Origin of the sequence: Nonomuraea diastatica, assembly GCF_004349015.1 — a bacterium.
Taxonomy (GTDB): Bacteria; Actinomycetota; Actinomycetes; order Streptosporangiales; family Streptosporangiaceae; genus Nonomuraea; species Nonomuraea diastatica.
On record NZ_SMKP01000074.1, the window covers coordinates 18,592 to 39,528 of the forward strand.

General features: G+C 70.6%; 19 protein-coding genes. 14 read left to right on the forward strand and 5 right to left on the reverse strand.

Going from position 1 to position 20,937, the window contains the following annotated elements:
* Positions 1–10: 10 nt before the first annotated feature.
* The 4 genes from E1294_RS25065 to E1294_RS25080 all read right to left on the reverse strand — a co-directional run bounded on the left by E1294_RS25065 (position 11) and on the right by E1294_RS25080 (position 3,669).
* A complete protein-coding gene (locus tag E1294_RS25065) occupies positions 11–919 on the reverse strand; it encodes an alpha/beta fold hydrolase (protein WP_246083256.1) in 909 nt (302 codons plus the stop codon).
* Complete coding sequence (locus E1294_RS25070) at positions 916–1,443, reverse strand: GbsR/MarR family transcriptional regulator (RefSeq protein ID WP_132512090.1); 528 nt, start codon at positions 1,441–1,443, stop codon at positions 916–918. Before E1294_RS25070 ends, E1294_RS25065 begins: the two co-directional genes overlap by 4 nt.
* Positions 1,444–1,482: 39 nt before the next feature.
* Positions 1,483–2,367 (reverse strand): D-alanyl-D-alanine carboxypeptidase family protein, encoded by an 885-nt coding sequence (locus E1294_RS25075; protein ID WP_132512092.1) that lies wholly within the window; start codon positions 2,365–2,367, stop codon positions 1,483–1,485.
* A 123-nt stretch (positions 2,368–2,490) separates the two neighbouring features.
* Entirely contained in the window at positions 2,491–3,669 is a 1,179-nt protein-coding gene (locus tag E1294_RS25080) for a glycosyltransferase family 4 protein (protein ID WP_132512094.1), read from the reverse strand.
* Between the two features lie 287 nt (positions 3,670–3,956).
* On the opposite strand from E1294_RS25080, the gene E1294_RS25085 reads away from it, so the two are divergent.
* The 3 genes from E1294_RS25085 (at position 3,957) to E1294_RS25095 (ending at position 7,683) form a co-directional block, all read left to right on the forward strand.
* On the forward strand, positions 3,957–4,649 hold the full coding sequence (locus tag E1294_RS25085) for a DUF6348 family protein (protein ID WP_132512096.1): 693 nt from the start codon (positions 3,957–3,959) through the stop codon (positions 4,647–4,649).
* 437 nt (positions 4,650–5,086) lie between these two features.
* A complete protein-coding gene (locus tag E1294_RS25090; RefSeq protein ID WP_132512098.1) occupies positions 5,087–6,559 on the forward strand; it encodes a family 43 glycosylhydrolase in 1,473 nt (490 codons plus the stop codon).
* A gap of 110 nt (positions 6,560–6,669) precedes the next feature.
* The gene (locus E1294_RS25095) at positions 6,670–7,683 is read left to right on the forward strand and encodes a LacI family DNA-binding transcriptional regulator (protein ID WP_246083257.1); all 1,014 of its coding nucleotides are present in this window, start codon (positions 6,670–6,672) and stop codon (positions 7,681–7,683) included.
* A 3-nt stretch (positions 7,684–7,686) separates the two neighbouring features.
* Here the strand turns inward: E1294_RS25095 and arfA are convergent, their stop codons facing one another.
* Positions 7,687–9,177, reverse strand: coding sequence for an arabinosylfuranosidase ArfA (arfA, locus tag E1294_RS25100; RefSeq protein ID WP_132512100.1), 1,491 nt, complete (start codon positions 9,175–9,177; stop codon positions 7,687–7,689).
* Positions 9,178–9,501: 324 nt separating this feature from the next.
* Here arfA and E1294_RS25105 point away from each other — a divergent pair, with 324 nt between their 5' ends.
* The 11 genes from E1294_RS25105 to E1294_RS25155 all read left to right on the forward strand — a co-directional run bounded on the left by E1294_RS25105 (position 9,502) and on the right by E1294_RS25155 (position 20,928).
* Positions 9,502–10,833 (forward strand): extracellular solute-binding protein, encoded by a 1,332-nt coding sequence (locus E1294_RS25105; protein ID WP_132512102.1) that lies wholly within the window; start codon positions 9,502–9,504, stop codon positions 10,831–10,833.
* Positions 10,833–11,756, forward strand: coding sequence for a carbohydrate ABC transporter permease (locus tag E1294_RS25110; RefSeq protein ID WP_132512104.1), 924 nt, complete (start codon positions 10,833–10,835; stop codon positions 11,754–11,756). The genes E1294_RS25105 and E1294_RS25110 overlap by 1 nt, the downstream gene beginning before the upstream one ends.
* Positions 11,753–12,586 carry a carbohydrate ABC transporter permease gene (locus tag E1294_RS25115; RefSeq protein WP_132512106.1) on the forward strand — a complete coding sequence of 278 codons (834 nt, stop codon included), beginning with the start codon at positions 11,753–11,755 and terminating at the stop codon, positions 12,584–12,586. The genes E1294_RS25110 and E1294_RS25115 overlap by 4 nt, the downstream gene beginning before the upstream one ends.
* Positions 12,587–13,768: 1,182 nt before the next feature.
* Positions 13,769–13,975 (forward strand): dihydroxy-acid dehydratase domain-containing protein, encoded by a 207-nt coding sequence (locus tag E1294_RS25120; protein WP_246083258.1) that lies wholly within the window; start codon positions 13,769–13,771, stop codon positions 13,973–13,975.
* Positions 13,976–14,074: 99 nt separating this feature from the next.
* Positions 14,075–15,781: a hypothetical protein gene (locus tag E1294_RS25125; protein ID WP_132512108.1), complete on the forward strand. Its 1,707-nt coding sequence runs from the start codon at positions 14,075–14,077 to the stop codon at positions 15,779–15,781.
* A complete protein-coding gene (locus tag E1294_RS25130; protein WP_132512110.1) occupies positions 15,774–16,535 on the forward strand; it encodes an IclR family transcriptional regulator in 762 nt (253 codons plus the stop codon). The genes E1294_RS25125 and E1294_RS25130 overlap by 8 nt, the downstream gene beginning before the upstream one ends.
* Before the next feature lie 34 nt (positions 16,536–16,569).
* The gene (locus E1294_RS25135; RefSeq protein WP_132512112.1) at positions 16,570–17,226 is read left to right on the forward strand and encodes a hypothetical protein; all 657 of its coding nucleotides are present in this window, start codon (positions 16,570–16,572) and stop codon (positions 17,224–17,226) included.
* The gene (locus tag E1294_RS25140) at positions 17,223–18,206 is read left to right on the forward strand and encodes a dipeptidase (protein ID WP_220447925.1); all 984 of its coding nucleotides are present in this window, start codon (positions 17,223–17,225) and stop codon (positions 18,204–18,206) included. Before E1294_RS25135 ends, E1294_RS25140 begins: the two co-directional genes overlap by 4 nt.
* A 4-nt stretch (positions 18,207–18,210) precedes the next feature.
* A complete protein-coding gene (locus E1294_RS25145; protein ID WP_132512114.1) occupies positions 18,211–19,017 on the forward strand; it encodes an ABC transporter ATP-binding protein in 807 nt (268 codons plus the stop codon).
* Positions 19,014–19,826: an ABC transporter permease gene (locus E1294_RS25150; protein WP_132512116.1), complete on the forward strand. Its 813-nt coding sequence runs from the start codon at positions 19,014–19,016 to the stop codon at positions 19,824–19,826. The genes E1294_RS25145 and E1294_RS25150 overlap by 4 nt, the downstream gene beginning before the upstream one ends.
* Positions 19,827–19,848: 22 nt before the next feature.
* On the forward strand, positions 19,849–20,928 hold the full coding sequence (locus E1294_RS25155; protein WP_132512118.1) for an ABC transporter substrate-binding protein: 1,080 nt from the start codon (positions 19,849–19,851) through the stop codon (positions 20,926–20,928).
* Positions 20,929–20,937 lie beyond the last annotated feature (9 nt).

Here is a 20,937-nt window from a genome sequence, read left to right on the forward strand (position 1 = left end):
GTCGGGCAAACTAACCCAAAGGACTAGTACCGTCCATCGCTCGTCGCCCCTCGCCGAGGAACTCGCCGATCAGCGGGTTGACCCGCTCAGGGGCCTGGCGGCTGGACCAGTGGCCGACGCCTTCGAGCAGCACGCAACGGCCGCTGGGGATGAGCGCGGCGGCGGCCCTGGTGCGCTCGGCGTTCACCCCCGCGTCCTCGTCGCCCTGGACGAGCAGGGCGGGGCAGGCGATCTCGCCGAGGCGCGGCCTGAGGTCGACGCGCATCCGCAGCGGGCCGATGGAGGCGTTCTGCCAGTCGGACGAACCCGCGCCGGCGATCCGCACCTCGGCCTGGATCTCGTCCACGACGTCGTCGAAGTCGTCGACGGGCCCGGCGAAGAGCGCCCGCCTGGCGAAGCGGGCGATGCTCTCCCGGCTCCTGAACATGGCGCTCGGCAACGTCTTGCTGAGCAGCGGCAGCTTGGCGACGAGCCAGAGCGCCTGGTGCACGACGGGCGGGAACGACAGGATCCCGGCGGGGGCGAGCGCCACGAGCCGGTCGACGCGGGAGGGGTGCTCGATGGCGTACGCGAGAGTGAGCGCGCCGCCCTGGGAGAGGCCGACCAGGGCGGCCGAGGGCAGTTCGAAATGGTCGAGCACCTGGGTGATGGCGGCCAGCAGGCGCTCATGGGTGGCCGGTCCGTCCCACGGGCGGCTCCTGCCCTGCTTCGGCCAGTCGAGGGCGAGGACCCGGTGCCGAGGCGCCAGAGCGGGAATGAGATGCCGCCAGCTGAGCAGCGCGTTGTCGATCCCCGCCCCGCTGAGCAGCAGCACGGGGGAGCCCAGGTCGCCGGCGCTGTAGACGTGCAGCCGGCCCTCCGGGCAGGTGAGAAAGGTGCTGCGCAACCCGGACGGCTCCGCCGGCGCCCCCGCCGTCACTCCGTACCCTTCCCTGCGGCGCCTGCTCCGGATGTGTCCTTTCCGCCAGCGCTTTCGGCGGCGGCGCGGTACGCCTCCCACCGGTCCCACAGGGCCGGCAGTTCCCGCTCCAGGAACTGGTAGAGCTGGTGGACGCCGGCAAGCCGCTCGCGCCGCTCGGGCGCGCTGCCGGCCAGCATCCGCAGACCGCCCTCGGTGAGCTCCCTGAACGCGGCCGTCTTGGCGTACCGCCCGGCGACCATGCGGCTCCACCCGTCGGCGGCGATGCGGAAATACTCCTGCCGCTCGCCCCTGCGGCGGACCCCCTCGACGAGCCCGCCGGGGGTGAGGAGGCGGGTCGCGCTGCTGATGGAGCTGCGGCTGACCCGGAGCACGTCCGCCAGCTCCGCCGCGCTCTGCTCCTCCGGGTCGCTGATGAGCAGCCATCCGATCACCCGGCCGGCGATCAGCGGCAGGCCCTCCCGCGCGAAGAACACCGCGACGTCGTCGACGAACTCCAGTTCGGCTTCCGAGGGGGTACTCATATTTCGGATATTACTGACATTGCAGTCATTGCTGCAATGTCAGGCGGACACGCGCGACCCGCCCCAGGACAGGAGGGCCCCGGCGGTGCTGAACCGCCGGCTGGAGACGGACTCGTCGAGCAGTACGCCGACCAGACGCCGTCCTCCCGACTCGCCGGCGAACGCCAGGCAGTAGCCCGCCGCCCGGGTGAACCCGGTCTTCAACCCGATCGCGCCCGGCGTGCCGAGCAGCCTGTTGGTGTTGCGCCAGCTGTAGGCGCGGTGGTCGTCGGTGGCGGCGAGCGTGTGCCGCCGCGTACCGGCGACCTCCTTGATCAGTGGCACCTGGAGCGCCTTGACCGCCAGCAGCGCCTGGTCCTCGGCCGTGGAGTAGCCGTCGCCGCGCGGGGTGGGCAGGCCGTCGGCGTTGACGTACTCGGTGTCGGACATGCCCAGTTCGCGGGCGGTCGCGTTCATCGTGGCGACGAAACCCTTGACCCCGGGGCCGTATGTGCGGGCCAGCGCGTGGGCGGCGTCGGCGCCGGAGGGGAGCATAAGGGCGTACATCAGTTCGCCGACCGTGAGACGGTCGCCGGGGCGTAGGTCCGCGGTGGTGCCGCCGCCGTCCTCCGCGTACGCGACGTCTTCGGCCTTGATGCGGACGACGTCGGTGGGTTTGGCAGACTTCAACACGACATATGCGGTCATGGTTTTGGTCAAGCTGGCGACCGGCATACGTTCGCCGGCGTCCTTGCTGAAAAGCACGTCGCCGGACTCGGCGTCGATCAGATGGGCCGCCCGGCCGTACACCGCTGGGGTGTCTCTTTCCGCGGCCGTCATGACGGGCGCGGCGGCCGGGACCTGGGCGGCGGCAGGCGTGGCTACCCCGGTGACCAGGGCGGCGGCGCCTGCCAAGGCGACAAGAGGGGCTTTCCTGATACGCATGACGACAGGCTGCCGCGCCTTTTGGGGTGCTGTTGACGAAAAGAAGAAAGATTCTGTGACTGGCCATCAGAAACCCCGAAATTTCCGGGCTTTTCGCTAGGTAAATCTTTTGGCCTACTACGCTCACCGGCCGTGCCAGAAGGTGCCGGTGACGCGTTCGCCGTGTGCCAGCTCCGCGAACAGATCCTCCCAGAGCGGCATCACCTGGTCCGGCGCGTAGGCCCGTGCCGTCTCGGCCGCGGCCCCGCCCATGCGCACCCGCAGATCCCGGTCGGAGATGACCCGCACCAGGGCGTCGGCCAGCGCGTTCACGTCCCGCGGCAGCACGAGCACGCCGTCCACCCCGTCGGTCAGCACGTCCCCTGGGCCGGTCGGGCAGTCGAACGCGACCACGGGCAGCGCGTGCGCCATGGCCTCGATCATCACCATGGGCAGGCCCTCGAACCGGGAGCTGAGCGCGTACACGGAAGCGTTCGTCAGCTCCTCGTCCAGCCGGCCGGTACGCCCTGGCAGCGTCACGTGCTCGCCCAGTTCCAGGCGCCGCACGAGCCCGTCGAGCTCGGCCTTCCTGGCGCCCGTGCCGAAGATGCGCAGCCGCCATTCCGGATGGTCGGCCACCACCCGCGCGAAGGCCTCGATGAGCAGGTCGAAACCCTTCTGCGCGGTCAGCCGCCCGGCCGCGACCACCACGGGGTTCACCTGCCGGGACGGGTCCTGCACCGCCCGGTGGACCGCGTTCGGGATCTGCACGATCGGGGCCCCTGGCAGCAGGCGCTCGTATTCACGCCGGTTGGTGCGGGTCAGCACGGTGATCGCGTCCAGGCGGCCGTAGTGACGGGCGATCTGCTTGCGGATGGTGCCGGGATAGGCCGACAGGTTCATGTGCTCCTGCGCGACCGTGACGACACCCCTGGGCGCGCGGCGGGCCGCGATCAGGTTGAGCGCGGGCCGCGTGGTCACGAGGACGCCGTCGCGGAGCGCTGCCACGTAGTCCATCGCGGCGCGCTCCACCCGTTCGGTGAAGTACGCGCTCGCGAACTCCCCGCGCGGCACGACCTTCCCTCGCACCCGGCGCCACGCCCTGCGGCCGAGCGGGTCCGGACGCCGGCCGCCGCGCTGGTCCACGAGCGTCACGATCGGGATGCGCGGGTCCAGCCTGACGTGGGGTCTCTCGCGCCGCCGCACGAGGCTGACCAGTTCGACGTCGTGGCCCGCGGCGGCCATCGCGTTCGCCTGGTTGGCGACCGTGCGGATTGTGCCGCCCACGCCGTAGGCGTGCAGCATGAAGTAGCGGATCTTCATGGGGCGTGCTCCCGGGCCTGGCAGAAGCGTACCCACGGGCCCGGGGCGGGCAGCTCGCGTGCGCCGGGCGCGCGGGAGAGGACGGGACCGGACCTGGCCAGCGTCGTGCTCGGTGTTCGCTGCCGGTTCATGCCGGTGCAGAGTAACGACCGTTCCTGGCAGTTCCCTGGGAACGGCGGCCCCAGGAGCGGGGCCGCCTCTCCGCCCGCGGGTGCGTCCGCCCGCATGATGATCACGACTCGCTAGTCTTGCCGGAGTGGTGCCCGGCGAGGTCGAGAGGGATGAGCATGGACGAGGGACGACCGGAGGACGACGTGATCCTGGGCGTGATCGCCGATCGCCTGAGCACGGCCATGGGCAAGCCGTGGCAGGTCCAGGGGGGCATGGCCAAAGGGCCGGGCACGCTCGCCGTCGTGCTGGGCGACGACCACTCCGGCGGCCCCGGACACCTCGACCTCGACTTCGTGCTCAACGTCGACCGCCCCGAGGACACCACGATCAGCGACTGCGTGGCCGGGTACGGCGGCACCGCCGAGGAGGCCCTCGACCGGGCCGTCCAGGTGTGGCTCGGCACGACCGGCAGCGCCCTGCTCGAGCTCCTCGTTCAGGACGGCTCGCACGCCGCCCACTTCGGCCCCGACGACCCCGACGGCTTCTCCGGCTGGCACGCCGTCCACGGCGGCATCACCGGCTGGGGCACCGGCGTCGACCATGAGGCCGTCCAGCGGTGGGCCGTCCAGCACGTGGTCCTGCCGCACCTGGCTCCCGCGCTGAAGGGCACGTTCGAGCGCGAGCACCTGATCGGCGTCAAGGTGTTCTTCGGCGGGGGCGAGGGCGCCGAGACGGCCGAGATCCGCGTCAACGGCGCCTACCACGAGGCGGGCTCGCGGGCCCTGGCCGAGCTGGACTGGCCGCGGCCCGATCAGGGTATCTCGTACGCCCGCACCTTCGTCCTGCTGGTGCACGACGGGGCCGGTTGACCGGCGGCCCGCTCGCGCCGGCGATCGATCGGCTGAGCCGGGGGCGTCCGCGGGTTTCCCGACGCCGGTCGCACCCTGCGCGCCCCCATCGCGACGTTCCCGGGTTCAGCGTCCGGCTCGGGCACGGGAACGATCCGGTCTCGTGCCGCGGGGTCGTCGGGCCAGGTGATCAGGCGGCCGGAGACCTCGGCAGCGTCCCCGGCGCCGCGCCCGCCTTTCGCCGGGGACTCCACGGCCCGCACCATCATGCGAGGCCGGGCACGACTACACCCGGCTGCTCCTCGACGCGACTCCCGCACCGCGGGCCGATGACGGGGCCGCTGAAAATTTCAGTGGCCATTGACACTCCGGACGTGAGCGCTAACAATCACGTAACCCCATGAGCAACCCCCGGTAAACCGCCGTGAATGTTAGCGCTACCAAAGGGAGTCACGACGATGATCCGAAGAGCCATGGCCGCTCTGGCCCTCCTGCTGTTAGCCCTGGTGGTCCCCGGCACGGGCCCCGCCTCGGCGGCCACCTCCTACACCAACCCGATCAAATCGCAGAAAGGTGCCGACCCCTGGCTGCAGTACCACGACGGCAACTACTACCTGATCACCACGAGCTTCACGAACACGCTGGTCATCAGGAAGTCGCCCACCCTCGGCGGCCTGAACACCGCCCCCAGCATCCAGGTCTGGCAGGACACCACCAGCTCCCGCGGCACCAACTTCTGGGCCCCGGAGCTGCACCTGATCAACGGCCGCTGGTACATCTACTACTCCGCCGGCCAGGTGGGATCGACCTGTTGTGACAGCCAGCGCACGCACGTGCTGGAGAGCGCGGGCAGCGACCCGCTGGGGCCGTACACGTACCGGAACATCCTGACCGGCGGCAACCTCGACCCGGGCGGCTGGCTGATCGACGCCAGCCCCATGACCCTGAACGGCTCGCTCTACCTGCTCGGCAGCGGCTTCATCGGCGGCAGCGCGCAGAGCCTGGTGATCGCGCGGATGAGCAACCCGTACACGGTCAGCGGCACGTTCAGCCGCATCTCCAGCCCCACCCACAGCTGGGAGACGCAGGGCGGCACCGTCAACGAGGCGCCGGTGGCGTTGCAGCGGGGTGGCAGGACGTTCGTGATCTACTCGGCCAGCGCGTGCTGGGGGCCCGACTACAAGCTGGGGCAGCTCACCTACAACGGCGGCGACCCGCTCAGCGCCTCGGCGTGGGCGAAGCGGTCCACGCCCGTGTTCCAGCGCGCGGGCAGCGTGTACGGCCCCGGCCACAACGGCTTCTTCACCTCGCCCGACGGCCAGGAGAGCTGGATCGTCTACCACGCCAACAGCTCGACCAGCGGCGGCTGCGACAACAACCGGACCACCCGCGCCCAGAAGTTCACCTGGAACGCCGACGGCACTCCGAACCTTGGCACCCCGGTCGCGACCGGCGCCGCACTGCCCGCGCCGGCGGGGGAGAGCGCCGCGACGCCGGCGGGGTACACGCTGGTCAACCGCAACAGCGGCAAGTGCCTGGAGGTGTCCGGCGGGTCGTCGTCCGACGGCGCGAACATCCAGCAGTGGACCTGCGGCGGCGGCGCCAACCAGCGCTGGCGCGTCGAGGACCAGGCCGACGACACCAGCAGGCTCGTCAACGTCGCCACGGGGAAGGTCGTCGACGTGGCCGACTGCGCCTCCGCCGACGGCACCGGCATCCGGCAGTGGAGCTGGCTGGACAACACCTGCCAGCGGTTCCGGCTCGTCTACACGGCGAGCGGCGGCTGGGTCAGGATCGTCAACGCCGCCACCGGCAAGGTCGCCGACGTGGCCGACTGCGGCACGGCCGACGGCGCCGACGTGCGCCAGTGGAGCTGGCTGGACAACACCTGCCAGCAATGGTCGCTGCGCCCGGCCCAGGCGTACCGGTGATCGGCTGCCCCGGCCCGCGACCGGCGATCCGCTGGTCCCGGCCAGGGCGTTAATCAGTCGCGCGCTCACCCCCTCCGCCTGTTAGCGTTACCGCTAGGGGGTGAGCCGCGGTGAAATCCAGGAATGGCAGGCCTGCGGTGCTCATGGACGTGGCGGTGCTCGCCGGTGTCTCGGCCATGACCGTCTCGCGAGTGCTCAACGATCCCGACCGGGTGCGCGCCGAGACCCGGGCCCGGGTGCTGGCCGCGGTCAGGGAGCTCGACTACCGGCCCAACCAGGCGGCCCGCCAGCTCGTCACCGGCCGCTCCGGCGTGCTCGGCGTGGTCAGCATCGACACCACGCTCTACGGCCCCGCCACCACCCTCTACTACATCGAGCAGGCCGCGAGAAACGCCGGCTACAACGTCAGCATCGCCAGCCTCAGCTCGCTCAACCGCAGGTCGATGGAGGAGGGCGTGCAGCGGCTGCGGGCCCAGGCCGTCGACGGCGTGATCATCGTCGCGCCGCACGAGTCGGCCACCGAGGGCCTGCGCCACCTGCCGCCCGAGCTGCCGGCGGTGGCGGTCGACGCCGGCGACGACATCCCCGTGCCCGTGGCCAAAGTCGACCAGCGGGCCGGAGCCGTGCGCGTGACCAGGCACCTGCTCAGCCTCGGCCACCGCACGGTGTGGCACGTTGCAGGGCCGCCCGACTGGCTCGACGCCAACGGCCGCATCGAGGGCTGGCGCGGCGTGCTGGAGCAGGCCGGCCGGCCGGTGCCCGACGTGCTGCGCGGCGACTGGAGCTCGCGCTCCGGCTACCGGCTCGGCCGCGGCCTGGCGCAGGAGCCCGAGCTCACCGCCGTGTTCGTGGCCAACGACCAGATGGCGCTCGGCGTGCTGAGGGCGCTGCGCGAGGCGGGGCGGCGCGTGCCCGAGGACGTCAGCGTGGCGGGCTTCGACGACATCCCCGAGTCCGCCTACTACTGGCCGCCGCTGACCACCGTGCGGCAGGACTTCGGCGAGGTCGGCCGGCTCGCCTTCCACATGCTGCTCGACCGGATGGCGGGCGCCGACCTCGACGGGCGGCGCCTGGTCGAGCCGGAGCTCGTCGTCAGGGAGAGCACCGGCGCCGCCCCGGGGTGAGCCTCAGGCCAGCCTGATCACGTTCCACGACACCGGCGGCAGCAGGACGCGCGCCGGGTCGTGCTCGACGTCGGGGTTCGGCCTGGGCACGATCCGGTCGGGGGCGTCGGCCGTGTTGCGGGCGTAGACGTCGGCGTCCGTCAGGGTGGTGGCCTCGACGATCCGCGCGCCGCCGAGCGCCCGCGTGTCGATCTTCAGCGACAGCGGCGCGTCGGTCGAGCGGTTGACCGCGAACAACGTCGTGCCCTCCTCCGTGTGCGTGGCGACCGCGTGCAGCAGCGGCACCTCGCCGTACTCCTTCGTCTCGTACGACGGCGAGACCGGCTCCACCCGCAGCACGTCGCCCGCCGCGTGCCTGGACGCCTGGGCGAACGGATGGAACGTCGTCTGCCGCCAGGCCCGCCCGCCGGGCTCGGTCATGATCGGCGCGATCACGTTCACCAGCTGGGCCAGCGACGCGGCGGTCACCCGGTCGCTGTTGCGCAGCAGCGTGATCAGCAGCCCGCCGAACGCCACCGCGTCGGCCAGGTGGTAGTGGTCCTCCAGCAGCGGCGGCGCGACCGGCCAGTCGGTGGGCGGCTCGGCGCCGTGGAAGCGCGACAGGTACCAGACGTTCCATTCGTCGAAGGAGATGTCGATGCGCTTGCTCGACTTCAGCCGGGCACCGACGTGGTCGGCGGTGGCCACGACCGAGGAGATGAAGTACTCCATGTCGGTCGAGCAGGCCAGGAAGCTGCCGAGGTCGCCGTCCTTCTCCTCGTAGTAGGCGTGGCAGGAGATGAAGTCGACCACGTCGTACGTCTCCTCCAGCACCGTGGCCTCCCACGCGCCGAAGGTCGGCATGCCGGAGCCCGAGCTGCCGCAGGCCACCAGCTCCAGGTTCCTGTCCATCGTGCGCATGGCGCGGGCGGTCTCGGCGGCCAGGCGGCCGTATTCGCGGGCCGTCTTGTGGCCGGTCTGCCAGCGGCCGTCCATCTCGTTGCCGAGGCACCACATCCTGATGCCGTGCGGTTCCTTCGAGCCGTTGGCGACGCGCAGGTCCGACAGCGTGGTGCCGGACGGGTGGTTGCAGTATTCGAGCAGGTCGAGGGCCTCGGCGATGCCGCGGGTGCCGAGGTTGAGCGCCATCATGGGCTCAACGCCGGCCTTGCGGCACCAGCGGACGAACTCGTCGACGCCGACCTCGTTCGTCTCGGTGCTGTGCCAGGCCAGGTCGAGCCGGCGCGGCCGCTCGGCGACCGGGCCGATGCCGTCCTCCCACCGGTAGCCGGAGACGAAGTTGCCGCCGGGGTAGCGGACGGTGGACACGCCCAGCTCCCTGGTCAGGTCGAGCACGTCGCGGCGGAAGCCGTCGTCGTCGGCCGAGGGGTGGTCCGGTTCGTGGATGCCGGTGTAGACACAGCGCCCGAGGTGTTCGACGAACGTGCCGAAGGTGCGCCGGCGTACCGGAGCCACCTTGAACGCGGGATCGAGCGTGAGTTCTGCCTGGTGCACGGAGGGGACTCCTGGTGTCGCGCGGGCGTGACGTCGTTCCAGATTGTTAGCGTTATCAGCAGGCGGGGTCAAGGGGCCCGCGCTCGCCTCCGGATCTTGGCAAGCGGTTTCCGCAGGGGGCCTTGACATGCCAGGTGTTACCGCTAACACTCGGGTAACCCCAATGAAACACGGGGTCTGCGCGGCGACCTCCGCAACCCGGCGGATCGCCACCGTCGCCTGCGCGCGATGCGCCAGGTTAGTTCGCGGCTGCCCTGAATCCTCTTTGTTAACGAGAACATCAGCGAGCACGGCCAAGCATCGGCTCGGTAGGAAGAGGCCACTGTGCAAGGTCCCCCCGACATATCCCGCCGGCACCTCCTCGGCGGCAGCCTTGCCCTTGTCGGCGCCGCCGCAACCGGCTGCGCCATTCCCGTGGGACTCGGCTCCTCCCAGACACGGGTCCAGTACTGGCATTTCCTGGGCGCCAGCGACGGGATCATCATGAACAGCATGGTGAACGCGTTCGCCAAGGAAACCCCGGAGATCTTCGTCGAGGAGAACGTGCTCGCCTGGGGCGAGCCGTACTACACGAAGATCGCCATGGCGGGTTCCGGCGGGCGATCGCCCGACCTGGCCACCTTCCACCTGGCCCGGCTGGCCGGGATCGGGGCCGGCCAGATCCTCGACCCCGTCAACGAGCGGCTGCTGGAGGAGGTCGGCCTGCGGGGCGCTGATTTCAGCCCGCCCATCTGGGAGCGCGCGCACATCGACGGCGTGCTGTACGCCATCCCGTTCGACGCCCACCCGATGGTGCAGTACTACAACACCGACATCTGCGGCAAAGCAGGGCTGCTCGGCTCGGACGGCAAGCTGCGGCCCACCAACGGCGTCGACGAACTGATGGACCAGCTGACCAAGGCCAAAGAGGTGATGGGCGGTAAACCGCCGCTCGCGTTCGACGCGCTCGGCCTGGGCACGGTCGGCCCGTGGCGCGTGTGGTGGTCGCTGTACCCGCAGGGAGGCGGCACCCTGCTGTCCGACGACGGCACCACGATCACCATCGACGACGCCAAGGCGCTCGAGGCGCTGCGGCTCATGCAGCGGCTCGGCAAGGAAGGGTTGTGCGACTGGCGCACGGACTACGGCGCGTCCGTGGCCAACTTCACCAACAGCCAGGCCGCCTTCCTGTGGAACGGCGACTGGGAGACCACCGGGCTCAAGGACCGCAAGACACCGTTCAGCATGACGCGCTTCCCCGCCGTCTTCGGCACCGGATCGGCGCAGGCCGACTGCCACGCGTTCGTCCTGCCGCACCAGCGCGACCGCGACCCCGAGGTGGAGCGCGCCACGTACGCATTCATCGCCTACCTCGTCAAGAACAGCGCCGACTGGGCCGTGGCCGGCCACGTGCCCGCCTACCTGCCGACCCTGGAACTGCCTGAGTACCTGGCGCTGGAGCCGCAGTCGGAGTACCGCTCGGTCATCACCGAAGTCGCGCTCGATCCCCAGGTGTGGTTCGCCGGCTCCGCGTCACGGTTGTGGATCGAATTCGGCGAGGCGTTCTCCCCCGTCATCAGCGGGGAACGCACGCCGGAGGAGGGCCTGGCCGCGGCCAAGGCCTCGCTCGGCCGGCTGCTGTCCGCCCCGAACCCCTTCCCCGACGAGGAGCGCTGATGAGCACCACCGTCGCGGCTCCCGCGACCTCCTCCGCCCCCGTCGCCAGGGCCAAGGTCCGGCGCGGATGGACACAGCACGGGCTGCTGTTCGTGGCGCCGTTCCTGCTGGTCTACGTGGTCTTCCTGGTCTGGCCGACCCTGCTCGGATTCCGGATGAGCCTGTCGAGCGTCAACATCGCCGGCGGCAACGACCACCTCGTGGGGTTCGCCAACTACGCCGAGGCGTTCGGCGACCCCCGCATGTGGCGCTCGTTGTGGAACACGCTGGTCTTCACCGTGCTGAGCACGATCCCGCTGGTGTTCCTCGGGCTGGTGTTCGCGCTGCTGGTGCACCACCTGCGCTTCGTGCAGTGGTTGTGGCGGCTGTCGTTCTTCGGGCCGTTCCTGCTGCCGTCCGCCGTGGTGTCCATCCTCTGGCTGCAGATGATCTACCCGCCCGACTACGGCCTGCTCAACGGCACGCTCGGCACCGACGTCCTGTGGCTGGGCGACCCGTCCACGGCCATGTGGTCGGTGGTGCTGACCACGGTCTGGTGGACGGTCGGCTTCAACTTCCTGCTCTACCTGGCCGCCCTGCAGGCCATCCCGCAGCACCTGTACGAGGCCGCCTCGATCGACGGCGCCACGGCCTGGGACAAGCTGCGCTCCATCACGCTCCCGCTGCTCGGCCGCACGACCGCGCTCATCGTGGTGCTGCAGCTGGTCGCCTCGCTCAAGGTCTTCGACCAGATCTACCTCATGACGGGCGGCGGCCCCGAGGACTCCACCAGACCGATCATCGAGTACGCCTACGACGTCGGCTTCACCGGCTACCGCATCGGCTACGCCTCGGCCGTCTCCTACATCCTGTTCGTCCTGATCGTCATCGTCTCCCTGGCGCAGCTCCGGCTGTTCCGCAAGCGCGAGGAGGTCGCGTCGTGACCAAGCGGTTCAGCTTCAGCCAGGTCATCCTCCTGCTGGCCGCGCTCGTGCTCGCGGCCATCTGGCTCGCCCCCATCGCCTGGGCGGTGGCCACGTCGCTCAAACCCGAGGACGAGACCACGGTGACCCCGCTGCAGTGGTTCGGCAGCGAGATCACCTTCGACTCGTACGCGCTGGTCCTGGAGACCGGCGGCATCCTCAAGTGGGCCGTCAACTCGACCGTCACCGCGGTCATCGTCACGTTCATGACCGTGCTGTTCTCGGCCATGGCGGCGTACGGGTTCGCGCGCACCCAGTTCAAGGGGCAGCGGGCGCTGCTGGCGGTGATCCTGGCCGGGATCATGGTGCCGCCGCAGGTGCTCATCGCGCCGCTGTTCGCCGAGATGGTCGCCTTCGGGCTGGTCGACACCTGGTGGGCGATCATCCTGCCGCAGGTGGCCGCGCCGCTGATCGTCTTCATCCTGTTCAAGTTCTTCCAGGACGTGCCGCCCGAGCTGGAGCAGGCGGCGTTCGTGGACGGGGCGGGGCGATGGCGGGTGTTCTTCACGATCGTGTTGCCGCTGTCGCGGCCCGTGCTGGCCGCGGTGTCGATCTTCACGTTCATCAACACGTGGAACAACTTCCTCTGGCCGTTCCTGGTCTCCACCGACCCGAACACCATGACCCTGCCGGTGGGCCTGGCCAATGTCGTGCAGGGCACGTTCGGCCTGCGGTACGCGCAGATCATGGCCTCGGTGGTGCTGGCCGGGCTGCCGCTGCTGGTCGTGTTCGTGCTGTTCCAGCGGCAGATCGTGCGCGGCGTCGCGCACAGCGGCCTGGCCGGCCAGTGACCCGCGCGCGAGGGGTGGCGCGCAGGGCCGCCGGTCACCTGCAGGTGAATGGGGGCGGGAGCCCTTTGCAGTGGTAGAAAGCGCATTCACACTGATGCCAACAATTTGTGTCGCCGGGCCTGCACCTGAGGTGGCAGTTGTTTCTTGCCTCCTCGCACGTCGGCGGGGTGTGAGAGGCCCCTTCGTTGGGGCGTAGGGGCAGGAGAGTTCCGTAGTCGATCATTTCTCCGGACGATAGTGACTGCGTATTCCACATCGCCCGGGGGTCGGAGTACCAGAGAGCCGGCGGTGGTATTGGACGGCGGAATCCCGCGTTCGGCGGATCAGGAGGTGCTTCGGCTTGTGCAGGGGACTGCGTGGCCTGACGCAGCGCCTGGTCGATGACGCTCGCGAGAGTGGGATCCGTGAACTTGACGTGCACCACGATGTGGCGTGTGCCGCAACACCAGACGGTGTCATCCGTCGGGAGCACTGATGCGATGGCCTGCTTCGGGACGACCAGGGAGACGGCGCACTGGCATTTTTGGCTGCCGGGCAGAAAGGGAGTGATCTTGACCTTGTCCGGTTGATCCGCGACGGCCTCCATGGTCACGGACAGATCTTGGGGTTCGTCCTGTCTGCCAAGTAATTCATCGACGGAGATCGGATCGTTCGGCATGCTCTTCCTCCGGTGTAAGCGACCCCCGACAGCGTCGGCCAACCCAGATTACGAGTGCAGCGGGCTGCAGACCATATGTGGTTGCCGCCCGCTCGTCGAAGGCCAGAAACCCGTCGATCCGGGCAGAGCCAAAGGCAAGCCTCCCTATCGCGCCAGTCCATAGTCGTTGACGCGGAACCCCGCCCTGGCTGTTCCGTGCCGGAGCACTCGCGCACCTGGTCGTCCCCGCCCGCGGCGGGGACGAACCCGATCAGCGGGGCAGGGCCACGGGGAGCGGCATGCGCGGCTGCTGGGGCCCGCAACCCCTGCTCGTGGCTCTCCTCGCTACCGTGAGTAATATCGCGAGGACAGGAGCACTGGCCAGGCGATTTTCGCGGGCCACCGCCACGATGCCGTCAGGCGATGCGCTGGATCATGGTGTTGCTGATCTGGCTGACTCAAGGACGGCGACGTCGTCGAGGTCGAGATCGGCGCCGTCGGCACGCTGCGCAACACGGTGAGGGTCGCATGAGCCGCGCCGCCCTGTGGTGGGCATCGCCTCCACCTGGACCGGCACCATGCCGTGCAACCTGACCCACCGCGAACTGGCCACGCACGTGGCCGACGGCGTACGCGCGGCGGGCGGCCTGCCGATGGAGTTCAACACCATCGCCGTCTCCGACAACCTCACCATGCACACCCCCGGCATGCGCACCTCACTGATCAGCCGCGAAGTGATCGCCGAACCCTAGCGGATGGAGCGCGCGAAATATAGGTCTTGCCGTAATGGTGATTTGAGCCCTAGCGTCTTGATAATCCATACGACGTCCTGATTATTAAGACGAGGGCCTATGAGCGACCTGTCGCCCGCCATCGAACCCCGTGATCCCGCCTTCCTCATGCGCCCCGAGCGGCTGGCGTCCCTGCAGCCGTCCCGCTTCAGCGCCAGCCGGTCGCTCGTCGCGACCATGTTGCGGAAGGGATGGACGGTCGATGCGGAGCGGCTGCAGCTGGACGACCGCGGCGACGGAACGGCCGTCTACCGGGTCGAGACACACGCGGGAGTGTTGTCGTTCGTGGCGTTCAGCACCGAGCCGCGCTTCGTGGACCGCACCCCCCGGATCATCGGCCGGAGCTGGGACATGGTCGGCGCGCTGCTCGAAGGAGAGGCCGACGCCGGGCGGATCGAGCAGACACGGACGGAGCTGCCCAAACTGTACGCGGGCCGCGCCGCCCCGGGGACGCTCGTGTGGTGCCGGTCCAACCGGAGCCTGCGGGCGTTCGAGCACGCGGTGGGGGCGCTGGCCGGCGGGCGGCAGCCCAGCCTCGACCGGCTGCGCCAGGTCGGCTACCTCATGCGCAACACCGGCCTGGACGCCAACGGCACGTTCGGCACCCGCACCTACCTTTCCTACGGGCCCGACCACCCGCTGATGGCGCCGTATCACGCGCAGATGCTGACCGCTTACCTGATGCGCGAGTTCAGCTTCGACCTGTGCGACCACCTGGCCCGTGCCGCCGGCCCCGGCGCCGCGCGGCTCGCTCCCGCGCTGCGGCGCCATCTCGGCCTGGGCAACGGGTCGGCGCTGGGCCTGGTGTTGTTCGTCGCCAACCATCCGCGGATGGTCGACCGCTGGCTGCGCGTGCGCGAAGACGCCCTGGCGCGGGCCAGACGGCTCGGCCCTCCGGCCGGCGACCCGGCGTACGCGCGGCTCGTCAGCCTGCTCGACGGCGCGATCGTCCACCGCGAGCAGGACCCCGTGCGCTACGGCGTCTTCCCCGCCGGGCCCCGGCTGGCCGCCGAGCTGCGCGGGGTGCGGGAGCGTGCGGCCGAGCTGCGCGATGAGGGCCCGCGCGGGCCGTACCCGTTCGAGACGCTGCGGCGGGCGGTCGAGGGCACGGTGGCCCCCGAGACCGAGGAGATCCTGAACGCGCTGCTCATGGAGCTCCTGCCGGACGAGGTGGACGAGGAGTTCGACCGGCTCATCGTGGACGAGCGGCTCATCGGCGACCCGGGCATGACGGTACGGGAGTTCGGAGCGATGGCGCGCGGACCGTACGCGTGGGCGCACGACCTGCCCCTCGCCGACGAGGCACGCCGGGCCAGGGTCTGGTACAAGTCGCGGGCCGCGGAGGAGCCGCGCTCCGGGCCGCGCGAGCAGTTCCCCGGCGGTTTCGACCTGTCGGTGGACGTGCCCGGCGACGTGCGCCGGCTGTCGCGGCTGATGGCCCGCTACGACCCGCGCACCCGGGTCGGCCGGGTGCTCTTCGACCATCCGGAGGAGCGGGCGGCGGTCGAACGGCTCCAGGCGCTGCGCGACCTGCCGTACGCACTGCCCCGGATGGACATGCTCGACCTGGACTTCCTGCCGGTGCACATCATCCGGCTGGCCAACGCCGCCTTCTACGGTCTCGACCGGACGAAGGACTTCCTGGGCCGCACCCTGCGCGGCCTGATCTTCCAGGGCGCTCCCACACGCGCCGACCTGGCCGGTGGAGACCCAGGCCCGTGGTGGCAGCCCCGCGAACCCGACACCGAGGACATGACCCTTGACTGAGAACAACGCGCCGCGAACGCAGCCACTGAGCACCGCGCTCAAATGCCTCAAGATGCTCGAAGTGGTGGCCGGTGCCGAGCGCTCGGTACGCGTCGCCGAGCTGGCCCGCGAGCTCGGCCTGACCCGCGCCGCCGTGCACCAGCAGCTCGTCACCCTGGTCGCAGCCGGGTGGATGGAGCAGGCCGGTGACGGCACCTACCGGCTGACGTTGCGGCCGGCCCGCATCGGGCAGGCGGCGCTGCGCCAGGCGGGGCTGGGCGAACGTGTGCTGCCGGTGATGGAGCGCCTGGTGGACGTCGTACGCGAGGCCGTCTCCCTGGCCATACTCGAACGCGGCACCGCCACGATCATCCAGCGCATCGAACCCGGCCGCCCTCTCCAGGTGGACCTGCGGGCCGAGGCCAGGATGCCGATCAGCCGCAGCGCGTCAGGGCAGGTGCTGCTGGCCTACGCGACCGAGCGCCAGCTCGCCGAGCTGCGCGAGCTGGGCGTCGAGCCGCCTGGCGAGGACGAGCTGGCGCGGGTGCGCGAGCGCGGTTACGCGACCTCCGAGGGCCGCTGGCTGGAGGGCGTGCTCGGCATCGCCGCCCCCGTGTTCGACGTCGAGCGGCGGTGCGTCGGGGCGCTGAGCGTCGCGGGGCCGAGCAGCCGGTTCGACCACGAGAAGGGCATCCGCGCGCTGGGCGACGCGGTCGCCGAGATCAACGAGGTGCTGTCGGGCGGGCCGGCCACCACCCGAGGGGAGCGACCATGAAGGCGCGTGCCGCCGGCGGGCGAAGGGAGCGAGTGTGACCACGAACGCGCTCACCGTCAGCCTGCGGGAGACGCGGGTCATGACCGAGCGTCTCCTGCTGCTGCTCGGCGTGCCGAAGGGCGCCGTGCCCGCCGTACGCGAGGTGATCGTCGACGCGGAGGCCCTCGGCATCGGCGGCCTGGCCTTCCTCGACTCCGCCCAGGCCGCCGGGACATCCTGGCGCGCCCCAATCCTGACCGCCGCCTCCGGCGGGCGGGTCACGGTCGAGGCCCACGGCATGCCCGCGCCGTACGCCGCCCCCGCCCTGCTGGACCTCGGGGTGGCGCTGCAGCGCGAACACGGCCGCGCGGAGATCGAGGTCGGTGGCGTGCGCTCGGCCCATCTCCTCCTCGTCCTCCCGCACGCCGCCCTGGCCTACGGCGCCGGCATCGAGGTCACCTGCGGCGACGGCGCGCCGCGGCTGACGGTGGGCGAGCGCGCCCCGGCGGCGGAGCCCGTGCCCCGGCATCTCGCGCGGGCCGTGCGGCGCGGGCTGGACGTGGACGCCGCGCTGTGGTGGCGGCTCTACCACCGCTCCAACGACGCCCTCACCGAGGACACGCCCGTCTCGCGGCGGCACGCGGGTGCCACCCTCGACCCCGGGGCGGATGACCAGAACGCCGACGTCGACTACGTGGGAGCCAACCCGTGATTTTTGTGGATGGCCTGGAGTGCAGCAATTTCGACCGTGAGGTCTTCGAGGAGCTGCGCGGCGGCGACCTCGGCTGCGTCACCGTCACGTGCGGGTTCTGGGAGGACACGATCGAGTCGATGGACTCCCTGGTGGCCTGGCGCGACCTCGTGCGCGCCAACGCGGATCTGGTGGCGGTCGCCACGACGGCCGACGAGATCGAGGGGATCCGGGCGGACGGCCGGACCGCGCTGCTGCTCGGCTTCCAGAACAGCTCGTTCCTGTCCGGACGCATCGGCTACGTCGAGCTCTTCGCCGACCTCGGCGTACGTGTGGCGCAGCTCACGTACAACATCCAGAACGACGTCGGCGCGAGCTGCTACGACCCCGTGGACGGCGGGCTGACGAGGTTCGGCCGCGAGGTGGTCGAGGAGATGAACCGCGCGGGCATGGCCGTCGACCTGTCCCACGTCGGCGAGCGCACCAGCCTGGAGGCGATCGAGCACTCCGCCAAGCCGGTGGCCGTGACGCACGCGAACCCCGCGTCGCTGGTCCCGCACCCCCGCAACAAGCCCGACCGGCTGCTGCGGGCGCTGGCGGAGAAGGGCGGCGTGCTCGGCGTGTCCGGCTACCGCAACATCAGCGGAGAGTACGCCGCGAGCGCCGACACCTGGGCCGAGCTGGTGGCCAGGACCGCGGACCTGGTGGGCGTCGGCCACGTCGGCGTCGGCTCCGACCTCGGCCGCAAGGTCGTGTACGCCGACCTGCAGTGGATGCGCCAGGGCAGGTGGACCAGGACGGCACAGTACGGCGCCGGCTCGGCGGCCAACCCCGGCAAGCAGCCCCCGCTGCCCTGGTTCCCCGACACCCGGTCGTTCCCCGCGCTCGCTGAGGCGCTGGCGCGGCGCGGATTCGGCACGGCGGACGTGGCGGCGGTCATGGGAGGCAACTGGATGCGCTTCTACCACGAGGTGCTGCCGAACCGATCGACGAAGGAGTGAACCCATGGCGACCTTGACCGGCAGTCAGGCGCCGCCCCGGCCTGCGGCCATCGCGCTGCGTGGCGTCTCCAAGACGTTCACGCGCCGGAGCACCGCGGTCCGAGCGCTGGAGCCCAGCGACCTGGACATCGAGCCAGGGGAGTTCGTCTCGCTGATCGGCCCGAGCGGCTGCGGCAAGTCGACCCTGCTCAAGCTGATGGCGGGGCTGCTGGAGCCGACCGAGGGGTCGGTCTCCGTGGACGGCGTCCTGGTGACCGAGCCGCTGCCACAGGTCGGTGTGGCGTTCCAGAAACCGACGCTGCTGCGCTGGCGCACCGTGCTGGACAACGTGTGCCTGCCGCTCGACATCGCCGGCGACGGCGGGCCCGACGGCCGGTGCCGGGCCAGGGGGCTGCTGGAGATGATCGGGCTGGCCGGGTTCGAGAAACACTATCCCCGGGAGTTGTCCGGCGGCATGGAGCAGCGGGTGGCCATCGCCCGCTCGCTGGTGGGCAGGCCGTCGCTGCTGCTGATGGACGAGCCGTTCGGCGCGCTCGACGAGTTCACCCGCGAGGACCTCAACGACGAGTTGCTCGGCGTGTGGCAGAGCGAGCCGAAGACGGTCGTGTTCGTCACCCACAGCATCTCCGAGGCGGTGTTCCTGTCGGACCGGATCGTGGTGATGAGCGTCCGGCCGGGCCGGGTCCACGCCGACATCCCCGTGCGGCTGTCGCGGCCGCGCGACAGGGGGCTGCGCGACAAGCCGGAGTTCTACGAGGCCATCCGGCACGTACGCGCCGCCCTGGACGAGGCGAAAGGCGGCGGCCGATGACCGCCCAGCTCGACACCGAACCCCGCCTGACCCGGACGGGGCAGAGCGGCGGCCCGTCCCGCGACGGCGTCATGTCCGCGATCCTCGCGATAGCGATCTTCGTCGGCATCGTGGGCACCTGGCAGGCGGTGGCCGCCGCGAAGCTGGTGTCGCCGCTGATCCTGGCCCCGCCCGGCGAGGTGGTCGCGGTCCTGTTCCGGCTGGCCGGCGACGGGACGTTGTGGCCCAACCTGCTGGCGACCGTGAACGAGACCCTGCTCGGCTTCGTCGTGGCGGTGGTCGCGGCGGTGCTCGTCGGATCGGTGTTCGCGTTCTTCCCCATTCTGCGCAACGCCGTCTATCCGTACATTCTGATCTCGCAGACGTTTCCCAAGGTCGCCATCGCGCCGCTCATCGTCGCGGCACTCGGGTACGGCCTGGCGCCCAAGGTCGTCCTCGCGGCCCTGCTGGCGTTCTTCCCCGTGCTGGCCAACACGATCGCCGGGCTGACCGAGGTGAGCGAGGACGAGGTCAGCCTGTTCCGCGCGATGCGCGCGAGCCGCTGGCAGGAGCTGCGCTACCTGCGCGTGCCCAACGCGCTCGCGTTCATTTTCCCCGCCCTGAACAGCGCCGCCGTGCTGGCGCTCATCGGGGCGATCGTCGGCGAGTTCGTGGCCGCGCGTGAGGGCGTCGGATACGCCATCGCGCAGTACACGGTCACCGGCGAGGTCGCGGCGACGTACGCGATGCTGATCGCCCTGTCGGCCTTCGGGCTCGTGGTGTACGGGGTGCTGTCTCTCGCCGAGCGCCTGGTGCGCAGAGTCAAGTGATCAACAACCCCTGGAGTCTGAGATGAACAGATTCGGACTACGGCTGCTGGGCGTCATCGCGCTCGGAGCGGGCCTCGTGGCCTGCGGCGGCGGCGCCGGCGACGGCGAGCTCGTGTTCACCGTGCCGGACAAGGCGCTGACCGCGACCACCGCGTCCTACACGTCGGTCCCGATCCAGATGGGCTACTTCAAGGCCGAGGGCGTGGGCGTGACGATCCAGCCCGTGGACAGCGCCCCGTCGGCCGTGCAGTCCGTCGCCACGGGCAAGGCCTTCATGACGTACGCGTCCCTGAACGCCGCCATCACCGCTTACCAGAAGGATCCGAGCATCGCGGTGGTCGGCGTGACCACCGGCAGCATCTTCCGCGTGGTGGTGCCGCAGCAGAGCCCGATCAAGACCGCGGCCGACCTGAAGGGCAGGACCATCGGGGCGAACTCGCTGGCCGGGGTGTCGGCGCTGTTCGCCAAGGGGGTCATCAAGGAGGCCGGGGGAGACCCCGCCAAGGACGCCACGTTCCTGCCGGTCGGGCTGGGCGCCCAGGCGGCCGACGCGCTGCGCGGCAAGCAGGTGGACGCCTACGCGGGCTGGGACGGGCCGAACGTGGTCATCGGCGACCTGCTCGGCACCGGCATGCGCGACATCCCCACGCCGCTGAACGACATGACCGGCACCTCCGCGCTGATCGTGCGCAAGGACTCCATCAAGAACGAGCCCAAGAAGGTGACAGGCATGGCGCGCGCCTTCGTCAAGGCCATGGTCTTCTCGCAGGAGAACCCCGAGGCGGCGATCAAGCTGCACTGGAAGCAGTTCCCCCAGTCCAGGTCCGCCTCCGACGTGCCGGAGGACAAGGCGCTGGCCCAGGCGGTGCGCATCCTGAAGCTGCGCATGGACATCACCGCCGGCCGCGGAGAGTCCGGCAGGTACGGGGTGATCGACGACGCCGACCTGCAGAAGACGATCGTCACCTTCGCCCGGCACGGCATGATCACCTCGCCCCTCGACGTGAAGTCAAGCGGGCTGTTCGACTTCTCGCTGGCCGACCAGTACAACTCCATCGACGAGAAGGCCGTCGAGGCGGAGGCACGGAAGTGGAGAGCGTGATGCCCGCGG

What these genes read in the sequence shown, in the direction of transcription:
- E1294_RS25070 (WP_132512090.1), bottom strand. Translation starts at nt 1,443, where the DNA reads ATGAGTACCCCCTCGGAAGCCGAACTGGAGTTCGTCGACGACGTCGCG.
- E1294_RS25075 (WP_132512092.1), bottom strand. Translation starts at nt 2,367, where the DNA reads ATGCGTATCAGGAAAGCCCCTCTTGTCGCCTTGGCAGGCGCCGCCGCC.
- E1294_RS25080 (WP_132512094.1), bottom strand. Translation starts at nt 3,669, where the DNA reads ATGAAGATCCGCTACTTCATGCTGCACGCCTACGGCGTGGGCGGCACA.
- E1294_RS25085 (WP_132512096.1), top strand. Translation starts at nt 3,957, where the DNA reads ATGGACGAGGGACGACCGGAGGACGACGTGATCCTGGGCGTGATCGCC.
- E1294_RS25090 (WP_132512098.1), top strand. Translation starts at nt 5,087, where the DNA reads ATGATCCGAAGAGCCATGGCCGCTCTGGCCCTCCTGCTGTTAGCCCTG.
- E1294_RS25110 (WP_132512104.1), top strand. Translation starts at nt 10,833, where the DNA reads ATGAGCACCACCGTCGCGGCTCCCGCGACCTCCTCCGCCCCCGTCGCC.
- E1294_RS25125 (WP_132512108.1), top strand. Translation starts at nt 14,075, where the DNA reads ATGAGCGACCTGTCGCCCGCCATCGAACCCCGTGATCCCGCCTTCCTC.
- E1294_RS25145 (WP_132512114.1), top strand. Translation starts at nt 18,211, where the DNA reads ATGGCGACCTTGACCGGCAGTCAGGCGCCGCCCCGGCCTGCGGCCATC.
- E1294_RS25150 (WP_132512116.1), top strand. Translation starts at nt 19,014, where the DNA reads ATGACCGCCCAGCTCGACACCGAACCCCGCCTGACCCGGACGGGGCAG.
- E1294_RS25155 (WP_132512118.1), top strand. Translation starts at nt 19,849, where the DNA reads ATGAACAGATTCGGACTACGGCTGCTGGGCGTCATCGCGCTCGGAGCG.